At 52.2% G+C, this 15,198-nt stretch carries 10 protein-coding genes; 3 read left to right on the top strand and 7 right to left on the bottom strand.

The features are described 5' to 3' along the window. The first annotated feature begins 4 nt into the window (after positions 1-4). Positions 5-856 carry a polysaccharide deacetylase family protein gene (locus CFI03_RS26980; protein WP_248762452.1) on the top strand — a complete coding sequence of 284 codons (852 nt, stop codon included), beginning with the start codon at positions 5-7 and terminating at the stop codon, positions 854-856. 61 nt (positions 857-917) lie between these two features. Here CFI03_RS26980 and CFI03_RS26975 read toward each other — a convergent pair whose 3' ends face one another. The 4 genes from CFI03_RS26975 to CFI03_RS26960 form a co-directional block, all read right to left on the bottom strand. Continuing rightward, positions 918-1,814 (bottom strand): cation diffusion facilitator family transporter, encoded by an 897-nt coding sequence (locus CFI03_RS26975; RefSeq protein ID WP_248761535.1) that lies wholly within the window; start codon positions 1,812-1,814, stop codon positions 918-920. Positions 1,815-1,949: 135 nt separating this feature from the next. Further along, the gene (locus CFI03_RS26970; RefSeq protein ID WP_201007890.1) at positions 1,950-3,569 is read right to left on the bottom strand and encodes an ABC-F family ATP-binding cassette domain-containing protein; all 1,620 of its coding nucleotides are present in this window, start codon (positions 3,567-3,569) and stop codon (positions 1,950-1,952) included. A 134-nt stretch (positions 3,570-3,703) separates the two neighbouring features. Next, entirely contained in the window at positions 3,704-4,774 is a 1,071-nt protein-coding gene (locus CFI03_RS26965) for a Gfo/Idh/MocA family protein (RefSeq protein ID WP_248761533.1), read from the bottom strand. Positions 4,775-4,887: 113 nt separating this feature from the next. Further along, positions 4,888-5,865 carry an MBL fold metallo-hydrolase gene (locus CFI03_RS26960; protein WP_248761531.1) on the bottom strand — a complete coding sequence of 326 codons (978 nt, stop codon included), beginning with the start codon at positions 5,863-5,865 and terminating at the stop codon, positions 4,888-4,890. Between the two features lie 154 nt (positions 5,866-6,019). Here CFI03_RS26960 and CFI03_RS26955 point away from each other — a divergent pair, with 154 nt between their 5' ends. Continuing rightward, complete coding sequence (locus CFI03_RS26955; RefSeq protein ID WP_248761528.1) at positions 6,020-7,168, top strand: virulence factor; 1,149 nt, start codon at positions 6,020-6,022, stop codon at positions 7,166-7,168. A 202-nt stretch (positions 7,169-7,370) separates the two neighbouring features. Here CFI03_RS26955 and CFI03_RS26950 read toward each other — a convergent pair whose 3' ends face one another. Further along, positions 7,371-8,513: a transglutaminase domain-containing protein gene (locus CFI03_RS26950; protein ID WP_127491587.1), complete on the bottom strand. Its 1,143-nt coding sequence runs from the start codon at positions 8,511-8,513 to the stop codon at positions 7,371-7,373. Between the two features lie 482 nt (positions 8,514-8,995). Between CFI03_RS26950 and CFI03_RS26945 the strand changes: the two genes are divergently transcribed. After that, entirely contained in the window at positions 8,996-10,903 is a 1,908-nt protein-coding gene (locus CFI03_RS26945; protein ID WP_248761526.1) for an LTA synthase family protein, read from the top strand. 58 nt (positions 10,904-10,961) lie between these two features. On the opposite strand, the gene CFI03_RS26940 is transcribed toward CFI03_RS26945, so the two are convergent. Beyond that, the gene (locus tag CFI03_RS26940) at positions 10,962-12,719 is read right to left on the bottom strand and encodes a glycoside hydrolase family 2 protein (RefSeq protein ID WP_248761519.1); all 1,758 of its coding nucleotides are present in this window, start codon (positions 12,717-12,719) and stop codon (positions 10,962-10,964) included. A gap of 55 nt (positions 12,720-12,774) precedes the next feature. Further along, positions 12,775-15,198, bottom strand: coding sequence for a glycoside hydrolase family 43 protein (locus CFI03_RS26935; RefSeq protein WP_248761517.1), 2,424 nt, complete (start codon positions 15,196-15,198; stop codon positions 12,775-12,777).

Below are 15,198 nucleotides of genomic sequence, written 5' to 3'. Positions count from 1 at the left end.
GAGAATGAAAGTGATTGCTGCACTCCTCGTCATCGCCATTGCGATCACTTGGCCGGTGTCCAAATACCAGCTTGAGGCTTCCGCAAACAAACCAGCGCATTACAAGAACAAGGTTATCGTCCTTATGTATCATCATATCGATGAGAAAGAAAGCGGAGCGACGATCTCGCCCAGCCGATTCGGCACGCATATGAAGCTTCTGAAGGAGAACGGCTACAATGTCATCAGCATTGAGCAGTTCGAGGATTTCATGCAGCACAAAGCGAAAGTACCGGATAACGCCGTTGTTATTACCTTTGACGACGGGTACGAAAGCTTTGACCAATATGCGGTTCCCATTTTGAAAAAATATAATTTCCCGGCTACGCACTTCGTTATCGGCTCGAGCAGCGACCATCAGAACGTGCACACGAAGCATCTGACTTGGGATACGATGCGCAAGCTAAAAGGCGAAGGCTTCAGCTTCTATAGCCATACGTACAACCAGCATGACTATGCCCCGCTTGATAAAAAGGGCAAGAAAAAGGGCCCTATGCTGAGCAATCCGATTTACCTTCCGGACAAAGGCCGCGTGGAGACGAAGAAGGAATACATGGCGCGCGTTGAAGCGGATGCGCAGCTGATGGAAAAAAGGCTGAAGGAAGAGCTGAATAATACGCGTCAGATGCTCGCTTTCCCGTATGGCGCTTTCAGCCCGACGGCTAAACAGCTTGAGAAAAATGCAGGCGTTACCTTATTCTTCACCGTGCATCCCGGCATAAACAGACCGGGGTCGGACGAAGCATTCCGACTGAACGCCGGAACTCCGGCACTCTCGGGCAACAAATTCCTCGAGATGCTGAAGAAATACGGATAACTGATTAGGAATAGCCTTACAGCAAATAACCTTAGCCGCACTGGCTAAGGTTATTTATTTATTAATGCAGAGCACCGGAACCGGGATAGGGCTCTTCATGCGGCTCCACATGAACATGGACGCTCATGATGTTATGTTTGCCTTCCATCCGCTGCTCGATCTCATCGCTGATCCGATGACTTTCAATAAGCGTCAGACCGGGATCAACCTGCACAATTACATCGATGAGCACATTGCTTCCGTGTACGCGGGCCTTTATGTCCTTAATGGATTTGACGCCTTTGGTCCCCTCTATCGTGGAACGCAGCGTCATTAGCTCGTTGGCATCAAAGCCATCCGTCAAGGCATGGGTTGAACTGTAGAAAATATCCCAGGCGGTCTTGCATATGATGGCTCCTACCGCAAGCGCGGCTACCGGATCCAGCCAAGGCAGGCCAAACTGAGCGCCTATAATCCCGATTGCCGCGCCGATGCTGACAAGCGTGTCGGATAAATTATCTTTTGCCGCCGCATGCAAAGCCTGGTTATTGATCTTGTCAGCCAGCCTGCGGTTATAGAGGTATACGGCCCCCATGCAGGCTGCCGCAAACAAAGCAACCCATGCCGAGGTCAGCGAAGGCACGGTCTGCTCACCCGAGAATAAAGAACGTACCGTGTTGATAATCACCTGCAGACCAACCGTCGCCATGATGAACGAAGCAATAAGCGCCGCAATCGTCTCTGCCCGGAAATGTCCGTAAGGATGATCTTTGTCGGGCGGCTTCTGAGAGATGCGAAGACCAATCAGTACGGCAACCGAAGCGATAATATCCGTCAGGTTATTAAAGCCGTCCGCAACGAGCGCCCCAGAGGCAAACCAATAGCCTGCGCCTAGCTTGATAGCCGACAGCCCGATATAAGCCCCGATGCTGATCAAGGCTCCTTTCTCGCCCTGCTTGATCTCTTCATACTGATTCATTACAGTAATCTAACCTCCCCTACCCAAGCGATTCCATTAGGGTCTAAAGAAACAGTGTTTACCCTATGCGTGCTTTTATGCATCCTACAAAAAAAGAGCCGTACAGTCAGGGACTGTACAGCTCTCTCTAAGTGATTAAACCGCGTACATACGCTCGCGAAGAGCTTTAATCTCATCGCTCTCGAGGTACTCGTCGTAAGTCATCATTCTGTCGATCAAGCCGTTAGGCGTAATCTCCATGATTCTGTTCGCAATAGTTTGCACGAACTGATGGTCATGCGAGGTAAACAGAACCGTGCAGTCCGTTTCCGTCAGACCATTGTTAAGCGCCGTAATGGACTCGAGGTCCAAGTGGTTGGTTGGCTCGTCGAGGATAAACACGTTTGCGCCGCTCAGCATGATTTTGGAAAGCATGCAGCGTACTTTCTCGCCGCCGGACAAAACGGATGCTTTCTTCATCGCATCGTCGCCGGAGAAGAGCATACGGCCCAGGAAGCCGCGGATAAACGTCTCGTCCGGATCCTTGGAGTATTGGCGGAGCCATTCCACGAGGTTCAGCTCCACGCCGTCGAAGTAAGGCGCGTTGTCTTTCGGGAAGTAGCCTTGCGTTGTCGTAACGCCCCATTGATACGTGCCGGAATCTGCTTCCAGCTCGCCCATGAGAAGTTGGAACAATACCGTCTTCGGCAGGCCGTTAGGGCCAACGAAAGCGATTTTGTCGCCTTTGTTTACGGCAATCGTCAAGTTATCGATCACTTTCTCGCCGTCGATTGTCTTCGTCAGACCTTCAACAAGCAGCAAGGATTTGCCCGCTTCGCGTTCGCCCTTGAATTGAATGAACGGATATTTGCGGTTCGACGGACGAATGTCGTCGAGCGTAATTTTATCCAGCAATTTTTTACGGGAGGTCGCTTGCTTGGACTTCGATTTATTCGCGCTGAAGCGTTGGACAAACGCTTGAAGTTCTTTAATCTTGTCTTCTTTCTTCTTGTTCTCGCTGCGTTGAAGCGCGAGAGCCAGCTGAGAAGACTCGTACCAGAAGTCGTAGTTGCCCACGTACATCTGGATTTTGCCAAAGTCGATGTCCGCAATATGCGTACATACGGTGTTCAGGAAGTGACGGTCATGGCTGACAACCACAACGGTGCCTTCATAACCGGACAGGAAATCTTCCAGCCAACGGATCGATTCGATGTCCAAATGGTTGGTAGGCTCGTCGAGGAGCAGAATGTTCGGTTCGCCGAACAACGCTTGCGCAAGCAGGACGCGGACTTTCTCGTTGCCGCCCAGCTCAGACATTTTCTTATCATGCAGATCCGGAGTGATACCAAGACCGTTCAGCATCTCAGCCGCTTGCGATTCCGCTTCCCAGCCGTTCATGTCGGCGAATTCGGCTTCCAGCTCGCCTGCGCGCATGCCGTCTTCGTCGGTGAAGTCGGCTTTCGCGTAAAGGGCATCCTTCTCTTTCATCACGTCATACAGCTTCTTGTGGCCCATAATAACCGTTTCGAGGACGTTGAACTCGTCGTATTCGAAATGGTTCTGCTTGAGTACCGCAAGACGTTCGCCCGGGGTAATGTGAACTTCGCCGCTGGACTGTTCAACTTCTCCGGACAAAATTTTCAGAAACGTCGATTTACCGGCGCCGTTCGCGCCAATCAAGCCATAGCAGTTGCCAGGCGTAAATTTAATATTTACATCTTCGAATAGTGGCTTCTTACCGAAGCGAAGCGTTATGCCGCTTGTACTAATCATTGTATTTAATCCCGTCCTTCTCTTCCAAACTCAATTTATCTCGAACCATTATACCACAGTCTGAACGTTCAATTACACCCAATGGGAAAAGATAAACAAAAAAGACTGCCCTCAGGCAGCCTTTTTCATAACTATTAATCCCAGTTCAGCTTCACTTCGTTGCCGGTACGGGACGATTCGTAAATCGCGTCCAAAATGCGGCTGTTGGTATAGCCCGAAAGCGCGGAGGATATCGGCTCCTTGCCTTCGTTAACGCATTCCACGAAATGCTTGCTCAGCAGCACGCGGTCTTCTTCGCCTTCAAGCGGCTCGATGTTCGACTCGACAATGTCGTCGCCTTCATGGGTTACGAATTTGCCGTCGCTGCCAACAAGCGCCGCGCCGCCTTCCTTGCCCATCAGGTGGATAAACGGATCCTGGCTCATGCCCGCCGCATGCGCGGCCCAGCTTACGTCGAGCGACAGCGTTGCGCCGTTATCGAACTTGATCAGCGCCGTTGCAAGATCCTCAACATCATAGTAGCCGTCCCAGTTCGGCGTACCCCAAGTGCCGATGCCGCGGCGTTCCGGACCAAATTCGGCATAAGTGGAGCCGTATACGGATACCGGCTTTGGATTGCCCATCAGATAAAGCGACAGGTCCAGCATATGAACGCCGATGTCGATCAGCGGTCCGCCGCCGGCCATATCCTTGCGGGTAAACCAGGAGCCCCAGCCCGGAATGCCTTTTTTGCGCACCCAGCCGGTTTTTACGTTATAGATACGGCCAAGATCGCCGTTTTCAACACGCGCTTTAATCGCGCGGTTAATGCCGGTCCAGCGCATTTGCTGCGCCATCATGAGCACTTTGCCCGAAGCCTTCTGCGCTACGTAGATCGTGCGGGCCGCCTCGGCATCAATCGCCATCGGTTTCTCGAGCAAGACATGCTTGCCATGCTTTAAAGCTTCAATGGCGAGCGGTGCATGGAACTGGTTCGGAACGCCGATAACGACGGCATCGATTTCCGGATCCTCCAGCAAGGCCTGCGGGTTCTCGTGAACCGTCTTTACGCCGAACTCCTCTGCTCTTTGCGCGGCAAGCGGCAAATAAGCATCGGTAATCGCGGCAACGTATACCGATTCCGCTCCAACCTTCGCGAATGTTTCCAAGTGGACCTTGCCGATAGCCCCTGCTCCAATTATGCCAAGACGAATAGGCTGACTCATGTTCTCTGGTTTCCTCCTAAAATGAATTATCCCCGTAATGGCGATATTCAATTGCAACAATATATCCCTAAGTATAGCTCTCCTGCCGAGGAGAGTCACTGTGCTTATTTGGCTTACTCTTGTTCTCGTTTGTTATTTTCCCGGCTTGGGCAGCGCCAAGTCTCGCCGTGAAGGAGTATTCGGACACGTTGTTCATCCAGCCCGATCCGTTCCCGCTCGTTAGCCAGCCGGTCAAGAGCTTCGCGCGGCGTATCGTCGGCAAGCTTGAACGCCCCGTAATGCATCGGCACAAACCATTTGGCCCCCGTATCCTCAAACGCCTGCAGCGCCTCCTCCGGCGTCACGTGCTGAGGTCCCATGAACCATTCCGGCTCGTAAGCGCCAATCGGCATTAAAGCCACATCGATATCGAACCGGCTGCCGATTTCCCTGAACCCGGAGAAATAACCGCTGTCACCGGCAAAATAGATCGTTGGCTCCAAGGAATTCTTGTCGGCCGGCTCCATCACCCAGCCGCCCCAATGGGAGCTGTTCATGTCCCATAGATTGCGGCGGGTCCAATGCTGGGAAGGCACAAAGGTAATGCGGATGCCGTCAATAACAACCGACTCCCACCAGTGCAGCTCCCTCACATTCGTGAATCCCTTCAGCCTGAGCTTCGTGCGGAGCCCTGCCGGAACCAGCAGCAGCTTGCTGCCCTGAAGACGCCGAAGCGATTGGATATGAAGATGATCGTAATGGGAATGAGAGATAAGGATAATATCAACCGGAGGTACCTCCTCGATGGGCAGCCCCGGCGGTGTCAGTCTTCTTTGAAAAGCCATTTGTCCGGCCCATACGGGATCCGTGATCATATTTTTTCCGGCAAGCTGAATAAAGAAGGTGGAATGCCCAACCCATGTCAAAGACGGCTTTGCCCGATTTTCATGCAAAAAGGAAAGATCCGGCTCAACGCTCGGAACGGAATAAGAATAATCCTTCGTTTTTATTTTTCGGAGACGCTCCTGGCGCCATCGTTGCAAATGCTTAATGGAATTTTGCAGCTGTACCGGCTCGCTGTTCGTAAATTTCGTAAATTTATTCTGCTTCAACCGTACATCCCTCCTGATTGTCTTGCTCTGTTATTTAAAGATACCAACTTGGGAATGTCCAATCAACCGCTGCGGAGCTGTATTCGCGTAAGCTGTTTTTTTCATGTACACTATGATTATAAGCTCAAGTTAGTGAACGGGAGGCATAATGAAAATGAAACTTATTTCAATAGAACCAACCCCAAGTCCAAATTCCATGAAGCTGAACGTGGATGAATCGCTACCGCGCGGCATCAGACAATCCTATACGAAAAAAGAAATCGAGTCCGCACCGGAGCCGCTGAAGGCGCTCCTCGCTATTGAAGGCGTGCGGAGCATCTTCCGCACGGCCGACTTTATCGCGCTGGACCGCGTGTCTAACGCGGACTGGGCGCGTATTCTCGCCGATGCGAGAGCGCTGCTGCAAGGCGGCAATGACGGAGACGCCGCAGCGGGAGCCGCGCTTGCGGCCGAGAGCTACGGCGAGGCGCATGTGCTTGTGCAGATGTACCGAGGCATCCCGATACAGGTACGGGTGAAAAACGGCGAGCGCGAAGCCCGCTCCGCGCTGCCGCAGAAATTTACCGATGCCGTGACCGAAGCAGCCGGCGCTTCGATGATCCGCGAACGGAAGCTGGAGGAATTCGGCGTTCGTTACGGCGAGCTTGAAGAGATTGCGGCCGAGATCGTGAAGGAGCTGGAAGCCGCTTATACGCCTGACCGGCTGAAAGAGCTCATCTCGGCAGCCCAGGCATTAGGTCCCGGCGAAGAATCCGCCGCTCCGGCTAGGCCGGCACCGCTGTCCGGCGAAGAAATCGCCGAGCGCTTCGAGTCGCCGGAATGGCAGGTCCGCTACGCCGCTCTGGAGCGGATGGCTCCAGAGCCCGAGCTGCTGCCGCTGATTGCCAAAGCACTGCATGACGAGAACATGTCGATCCGCCGTCTTGCCGTCGTTTATCTTGGCGATCTGCGCACGCCGGAAGCCATGCCTTACCTGTTCGAGGCGCTGCGCGACAAGTCCGTCTCCGTACGCCGTACAGCTGGCGATACATTGTCCGATTGGGGCGATCCGGCCGCAACCGGCCCGATGATTGAAGCGCTTCGCGATCCGAACAAGCTTGTTCGCTGGCGTGCTGCGCGCTTCCTGTACGAAGCCGGCGACGAGAGCGCCGTGGAAGCGCTGCGCGAGGCAGCGAAGGACGCCGAGTTCGAGATCCAGCTGCAAGCGCAGATCGCGCTGGAGCGGATTGAGCGCGGCGAGGAAGCGGCCGGCTCCGTATGGCAGCAGATGACAGCCGCCAGAAGGAGCGAGCAGCAGCAATAAGAGCAGCCGCTGTAGACCGGAAGCGAGGCTGCCAGCTACGTTGGATAAGCTGTTTTACGTTGCAGAAAGTACAATATATTACCTCAAATCCATCCTTTTTAAGCCAATCCGGGCTATATATACTGCTGATATCGCAATGGTGTCGCAAAAAAGAGCATTCGCTTGATCGCAAGCGAATGCTCTTTCTTATTGTTTAGGCTTCTTATTGATAATCCAGCTGGACCTGCACAAGCATCGAACCGTCGTTGCCGTACGGCTCGTAACGGGCCGAATAGCGAACGGATACATGCGCCACCTTAAAGGCCGTCGGCAGATCGGTCGCAAGCTGCGAGCCATGCACATAACGGAACTTCATGCCCGTCTGCTGCTCCATCACGGCCTCGCGGATTTCCTGCTCCAGCTCTACCAGGCTCGCTACCGTATTTTCCGGCTCCGTCCAGTGCAAGCCAAGATCGGTAATGAGCTTAGCGTAGACATCCGCCTTCCCGCTGTCCGTGCTCCGCAGCTTGTTAAGCTCGCTGCCATAGGAATGGTTCGCCGTTGGATAAGTTTTGACCCACTGATGATCGACGCGCATCTCGTCATCCGTCTTCAAGTAATAGTTATAGCTGAGACGGGACTCGGTCTGCTGCGTGCCGGCTTGCTTCACAACCGGATCATCCCAGGTCAAATCGAGATGATACCAATTGCCGCCGAGCTGCACCATATTCCAAGCATGATCGCCGGTCTTGACTTTGCCCTCGGCAATAAGAACAGGAATTCCGACAGCTTTTAGCATTTTATAAGCAAGCAGCGAATAACCTTGACATACAGCGGTTCCCGTTGTGAGAGCATCGTAAGCGGTGTAATGCTTCAACGTCTCGTCATACTGCAGTCTATTGACAATCCAGTCGTGGATCGCCTTCACCTTCTCGTGCTCATTCATCTGCGGGGTAATGATCTGCTTGATCGCTTGGCTGACCGTTGCGTCAACGGCAGCGGTCTGGTCCGTCGTCTCGCGGTATCTGGCCTCCAGCTTGATGGTGGACAGATTACCCCAGCTGCGGATGGTATAAAGATAGGAGTCAAGAATATACGCGGTGTAATCATCCTGCGCCAGCGCCAGATTAATCGTATTTTGCAAGCCGTCGGAAAGCTTGTGCTTGTCTCCTTTATATTGAAGCGTAAAATGCTCGGATCTGCTTTGAAATTGCGATGCCAGCTCATCCTCGAGCTGATCGATCGTACCGCCTCCGCCGCTTGACGCGGAAGCGAAAACAGAGAACAGATCGGATTTCATGTTTAAACCGATGGCAACGGCAAGCAAGGCTGCTACTGTCGCTATTTTCCAACCTGTTTTTCGCATAGGTACCTCCCGCTTCGGGAATATTAGTTTCTTTCCTTATTTTATGCGATTCCCAATCGTGATAAACACTACAGTACCTAAAATATAAAGGATATGAATCTATCTCCATCATAACGCTATTTTCCGCTATGGCAAGATAAGATTTCATTGTCGAACAGGAAGCGAAAAAATAAAGCCAGCCTATGCAAATGCTGGCTTTACGTTTCGGTTATCTTGCTTTTCGTTCTCTTAATGAATTATAGTAATAAAGTAATTAATAGAGACTTCGTACACCCGTGCTCGGAGGTTAATGCTTTGATGCTTTCCCGTCAAACACCCCCGCAGCACTTTTTCGTCTGCTGGCATGCATGAACGTACGATTTTGAACAACCCTATTACTAATCCCGCAAGTCGCGAGCTGCAATCGGTACATACGGGGGCAGCCGTTCATATTATACAGCTTACCCCTGGTAATTAACTGAATGAAAGGGAGACGATTCGTTTTGACTAACGGATATCGGTGGAAAGCGCTGCTGAACAAGCCTTTTGTTGTCTTTTCCATCATCATGATTCTAAAAATGCTCCTCGTCTGGATCATCGTATTCGATGGCGGCACGGGAGATATCGTAAAAATGCTGTTAACCGGCATTTCATCAATCGGATTTATTTTCTGCCTTATCGAGGCCTTTGCTTACAGGAAGAAGTTTATGACTTACCTGATCCTCGACCTTATTTTAACCGGTATTTATTTTGCGGTTATTATGTATTACAAATATTTCGGCGTTATCGTTACTTATCATGAGCTGCGCCAGGTGAACCAGGTTGGCGAAGTAAACAGCAGCGTCTTCTCGCTGATGGATCCTTACTTCCTGTTTATCTTTACGGATATCGTGTTCCTGTTCATCATGTTTGCCAGCAGCAAGCGATTCCGCGCCTGGAGCCGCACCTTGTCGGTTAAAGGAAAAAGAAGCTGGTTTGTGGCTGGACAAGTGCTTGCGGTTGCCGCATGCGCGACTGCCATTATTCCTTACCGCCAGGACATGAACGAATTCCAGCAAGCGAAAAACATGGGGATTCTGAACTACGAAATTTATGCGACGTTTGCTCCTTCCAAGGACTTGCCGATTAACGCGGAGGAAGTAACCCCGGCTATGGTCGAGCAGGAAAAAGGAAGCGCTCAGCCCGCGCAGCCTGCTTATTGGGAAGCTGCTAAAGGCAAAAACGTTATTGTGATACAGCTTGAAGCCTTCCAGAATTTCCTCATTAACTTGAAAATCGACGGCAAAGAAATTACGCCGAATATGAATAAGCTGGCCGCGGATCATTTCTACTTCCCGCATTTCTTCCAGCAAGTAGGTCAAGGCAATACGGCGGATGCCGAGTTTGTCGTGAACACATCGCTTTACGTGCCGCCTAACGGCGCGGCTTCAGAGGTGTATGCCGACAAGGAGCTGCCAAGCATGCCGAAGGCCTTTGCCGCTAACGGCTACCAGACAGCAACCTTCCATACGAACAACGTTATGTTCTGGAACCGCGACCAGCTGTATAAGGCGCTTGGCTGGGGCAAATATTATGATGACCGGTTCTTTGGCAAGGAGGATCCCGTTGCTTTTGGTCCTTCCGACGAAGTTCTGTACGCGAAGACGGCCGACGAGCTTGCGCGCATGCAGCAGACCGGCCAGCCGTTCTACGTTCAGCTGATTTCCATGTCCGGCCATCATCCGTTCCGCATTCCGGAAAGCAAATACAAGATGGAACTGCCGGACCGCTATAAAAACACGCTTGTCGGCGACTACATTGAAGCCCAGAACTACGCGGATTACGCGCTTGGCCAATTGATCGACGAACTGAAGAAGAACGGCGTCTGGGATAACAGCGTAATCGTCCTCTACGGCGATCATCAAGGACTGCCGATTTACTCCCTGAACAACAACGAGAAGAAGCTGATGAAGGAAATTTACGGCCGTGACTATACGCTGCCGGATATGATGAATATCCCGCTTATTATGTCCGTGCCGAGTCAAACTCCTCAAATCTTCCCTCAGGTTGGCGGACAGTCGGATATTTTCCCGACCATCTCGAACTTGATTGGCGTCTCGCTTAAAGATCAGGTCCACTTCGGACAGGATCTGCTGAACCATACAAGCAACATTTTGCCTGAACGTTACTATCTCCCTACCGGTTCGTTCATTACGGATAAAGGCGCGTTTGTGCCAGGCTCGGGTTACGCGGACGGCATCACCTATCCGATCTCGGGCGGTCCGGTCACAACTCCGCAGGATACGGAGGACACCTTCACGAGAGCTCACCGACTGATCAGCATGTCGGATGAATATGTCGCTTCGCTGCCGGAATGGAACAAGAAGGTTACGCCGGCAGACGATACGAAGCAGGTTGCATCGGCAAAATAATCGATAAAACAAAAATAGCGAAGCAGGAGTAATTCCTGCCTCGCTATTTTTTTTCATATTACATCAGATTCACTTCGCGGATCTTCTCGATCGGAAGCTTTGGCTTGCGGTCCGCCGTAAGCACTCCGTTCACTTCCTGCTGCACGTCCGTAATTTGCGTATAACAGTAGCCAACGATATAATCTCTGTCCTTGATCGCTTGATGGATATTGCGGAAGCGGTTCAGGAACGCCTCATCCGACGCAACCTGGTTGCCGTAACCCCAGCCTGCTTCCGTCTGGAAGGCGATGCCGCCAAATTCGCTGACGATGACCGGCTGCCCTTGATATTCGTAACCATCCGCAAAAGCATACTTCCAATGGTTAAACGAAATCTCGTTATTCAGAATTTCGTCTTTATTGCTGTAACGCTTCTCGAACTCTTCCTTCGTCTCCACGTAGTCGTGAAGAGTCAGAATATCGGACACGGTATGCTCCCAGCCGTCATTCGTAATAACCGGACGGTAGAGGTCAAAGCTTTTGGTCAAATGATAGATGGCTTCGGTAAACTTCTGCTGCTTCTTGTCCTTCTTGATGTTCATGACGCCCCAGGATTCGTTGAAAGGAACCCAAGTAATGATAGACGGGTGATTGTATTGCTGGCGCACAACCTCCATCCATTCGTTCGTAAACTTATGAACGGCATTGTCGTTAAATTCGAAGGTTGCGGCCATCTCCGACCAGACGAGCAGGCCTTTCACGTCGCACCAGTACAGGAAGCGCGCATCCTCCACCTTCATATGCTTGCGGACGCCGTTGTAGCCCATCTCCAGAATAAGATCGATATCCTCAATCAGCGCTTCTTCCGACGGAGGCGTCAGATGACTATCCGGCCAGTAGCCTTGATCCAGAATAAGACGTTGATAGAGCGGCGCGTTGTTGAGCAGGATGCGGCCCTTTTCGATCGAGATTTTTCTCATGCCGAAGTACGAATACACGTGGTCCAGCTTGGTATCGCCATTGTACAAAATAAACTCCACGTCATACAGATTCGGATGCTGCGGCGACCACATGCTATGCTTCCATGGGCCGTTCGCCTCGTGAACGAGATCGGCATCCAGCTGAAGCCAAGGACGGTCTACCGTCAGGCTCATCCGCTTCACCTGTTTGCCCTTCAAGCTAATGATAGTCTCCAAGCGGATATCCGAAGCCGAGTAATCTCCTTCTACCTGATATTCGAAACGAACGGAGCGGTTGTCGATATCCGGCGTAATCTTGACGGCATCCACGCGGACGGGAGCGACAAACTCCATCCATACCGATTGCCAGATCCCCGTCGTCTGCACGTAGAAGCATTCGAAATTGTCCTTCACCCAGCGCTGCTTGCCGCGCGGCTGCGTTGCATCCATGCTGTCCTCCACCTTAACGGTCAGCTGGTTCTCCCCGCCAATGGCGATATAAGGCGTAATGTCGAAGGAAAAAGCCGCATAGCCGCCTTGATGGGAGCCGACGTAAGTACCGTTAATCCATACCTTCGCGACATAGTCGACAGCCTGGAAATGCAGCAGCACTTTCGAGCCCTCTGCTTCGGCCGGAATATCCAGCGTACGGTTGTACCAAACATAGGGATGATGGCTTTCGTCGTTAATGCCGCTCGCCGGCGTTTCGTAAGTAAAAGGCACGTTAATCTTCAAATCGCTGCTGAATACAGCAGGTAAATTCGCTTCGCCCGTATTCGCGTCGTCAAACGCAAAGTTCCATTCGCCGTTCAAATCGACCCATTGCTCGCGGACGAATTGCGGACGGGGGTAGTTTTTGATATACATTTTTGTTGTCATGCGTGTTCCCTGCTTCCTGTAACGCTTATGTGCTGCGTTTAATTATGGATGAATGTTATGATTTCGTATTGACCGTGATATGACTGAATTGCCAGTCCGAAGAGCTTGCGCGAAGTCCGATCCTTCCATGCAGGAAGGCATTCCGGTCCGTCCAGGACAGAACGGGCTCGTCATTGTCCCCGTCCAATACCTCTATGCTTGGTCCCTTCAGCTTAATCCGGATCGGGTGGGCTTTACCGTCCCCCAGCTCCAGCACGCCGGAGGTAAGCTCCTGATTCACTTCATAGCTGACTTTCTTCAGGATAATTCTGCCGTTGCGGAAGGTAAGCTCGTAGCCGATAAAAGAATCGGCAACCTGATCGCGAAACGAGGATTCCATCGTTGTCCGCAGCAGAATAGATGCCTCGTCTTCGGCTGCTTCGGCCTGCGTGACGTCCACGCTAACCTCCATATCCGTCCAGCGGGCATCCCCGCCGAAAATCATCGAATTATCGCCGGCCAGCTGCAGCCCTACGGTACCGCCGTCTTCCTGCCAATACCCAAAGGTTGAGTCCGGGTCAAAAGCAACCTGCTGCTCTCCTTCAGGCGCTGCCGCGTCGATTGTTTCGATGAACCGGATGTCCGGGTTTCCTTTTCCCTTGGAGATTGCAAGCCATTGGAGGCCTTTCTTCAACGGAAACGTTCCGAGCGGAACCTTCATCCATTCCGAGGAATCGTCTTCTGTAACGAACTCCTCCGACTTAAGCTTTACGGACCGCTTTACGCCGCCCGCTTCAACCTCAAGCTTAGAGCCCGCGGAAGCATCCGACACCATCGCAGCCAGCATATAATCCCCGTCCGAACGGACGTATACCGGGAAAGCTAGCTCAGCTGATTTGCCGGTCAATTCGGCCGAGTAGCTGCCGTCAGGCGTTCCTTCATGATGAAGAGTGACTTCATTATTACCGGACGCTGCGGCATGTACGGCTTCCATCGTGCCGGGCACCTGCTTGATCATTTTGTTGTCGCTGCTGCCTCCCGCTTCGTTCGAGAATGCCGTGTACAGCAGCTCCGGCTTCAGGCCTCCCGTCCAGGCGTAACCGATTTGGCCGGCTTTTGCCGCGAGCTCCGCATTATCGATGAGCAGAAGCCCATCCCAATACACTCTTGTTCCGCTTTGATCCGCTTCCACTCGAACGGTATGCAGCTTGGAGAAATCCATGCCTTCAGGCAAAGAGGCTTTCCGGATTTCTTTATCCGCCGCCGCATCCCTTAACGTAATGGAATAGTCTGCCGGATTGATCCGAATGCTGCGATAATCATCCGCGCTAGCATAAGAGAAGATCGTCTCCAATTCACCGCTCTCGCTGCCAAGCGCAACGTTGTATTCCGCCGTAAACCGATCCCCGGTTGGCCTCTTAGTCACCCAGGCCGCATCCGCCCCGGAGATTTCGGCCGATTGCCATTTATCCGCGCCTGGACTGCCGCCAAGCGGATCGCGAAACGCCGGAAGCGCGGGAGCCGGAACCGGCGTGCCATGCGTTGGCCCCAGCACGGACATTTTATCCCCGTTAAACGTCAGGCGATCCATATTAAGCTTCCTTACGGGAGGTCCTTCGGCCGAGCTGCCGACCAGATTGTGATAAACGATATAATAGGAATCCATATCCGGGCCAAGCACCGTTGCGCTATGCCCAAGCCCGTTAAAATCTTTGTCCGTCGAGATAATAATCGGATTATTGTCCGGTATCGTATACAGACCGGTTGGCGACTCATGCCCTACCGCGTAATTAACGCGATAGCCTTTCGAGAAAACATGATTACCGGTATACGTGATGAAATATCTGCCGCCCCGCTTAATAATCATCGAGCCTTCCGTCCAATGCCCCAATGACGTGTTCAGCTTATCGCCTGCTTCGATCGTATAAGGATCGCTCATGCTGCTGGCCATAATGCCTCCCGATTCGGCATGGGTGAAATACCATTTGGCGTCATCATCGATAAAGACGGAGCCGTCAATCGTAAGGCCGAGATTATCGGTTTTTACCTCGAACGGTCCCGTGGGACTGTCGCTTTGCAGCACGTAATGCCCTTTGCCCGCGGGAGACGTATACATATAGAAGGAACCGTTCCAATACACCACCTCCGGCGCGTAAGCGCCTTCGCTTACCGGCTCCTCCGTTACAAGCCCTTCGTAGCTCCAATTCACCAGATCGTCGGAGCTCCACGCTTTTATGCCAACCCGCCAGTCCTTCGTGCTGCAGTACAAATAATATTTGCCGTTGTAGCGCAGCACGTAAGGATCGCCGATGCCGTAATCCTCCCATTCCTGGTCCAGCGTCATCGGATTCTGATAAGTCCGGTCCATCGTAATAGCCTCTCTTGCTTGTCCCTGCTCATCCTGCTTTTGCGTAAGCAACCATATCCCTCCTCCGCCTGCTGCGAGTACGACCGCGATGCCAATGCCAATCAAGGACCGTTTCATTTGCCATCCGCTCAT

This window comes from Paenibacillus sp. ATY16, from assembly GCF_003399985.2.
In the GTDB taxonomy this organism is placed as follows: Bacteria; Bacillota; Bacilli; order Paenibacillales; family Paenibacillaceae; genus Pristimantibacillus; species Pristimantibacillus glycanilyticus.
This window is presented reverse-complemented; position numbering and strand designations above follow the sequence as displayed.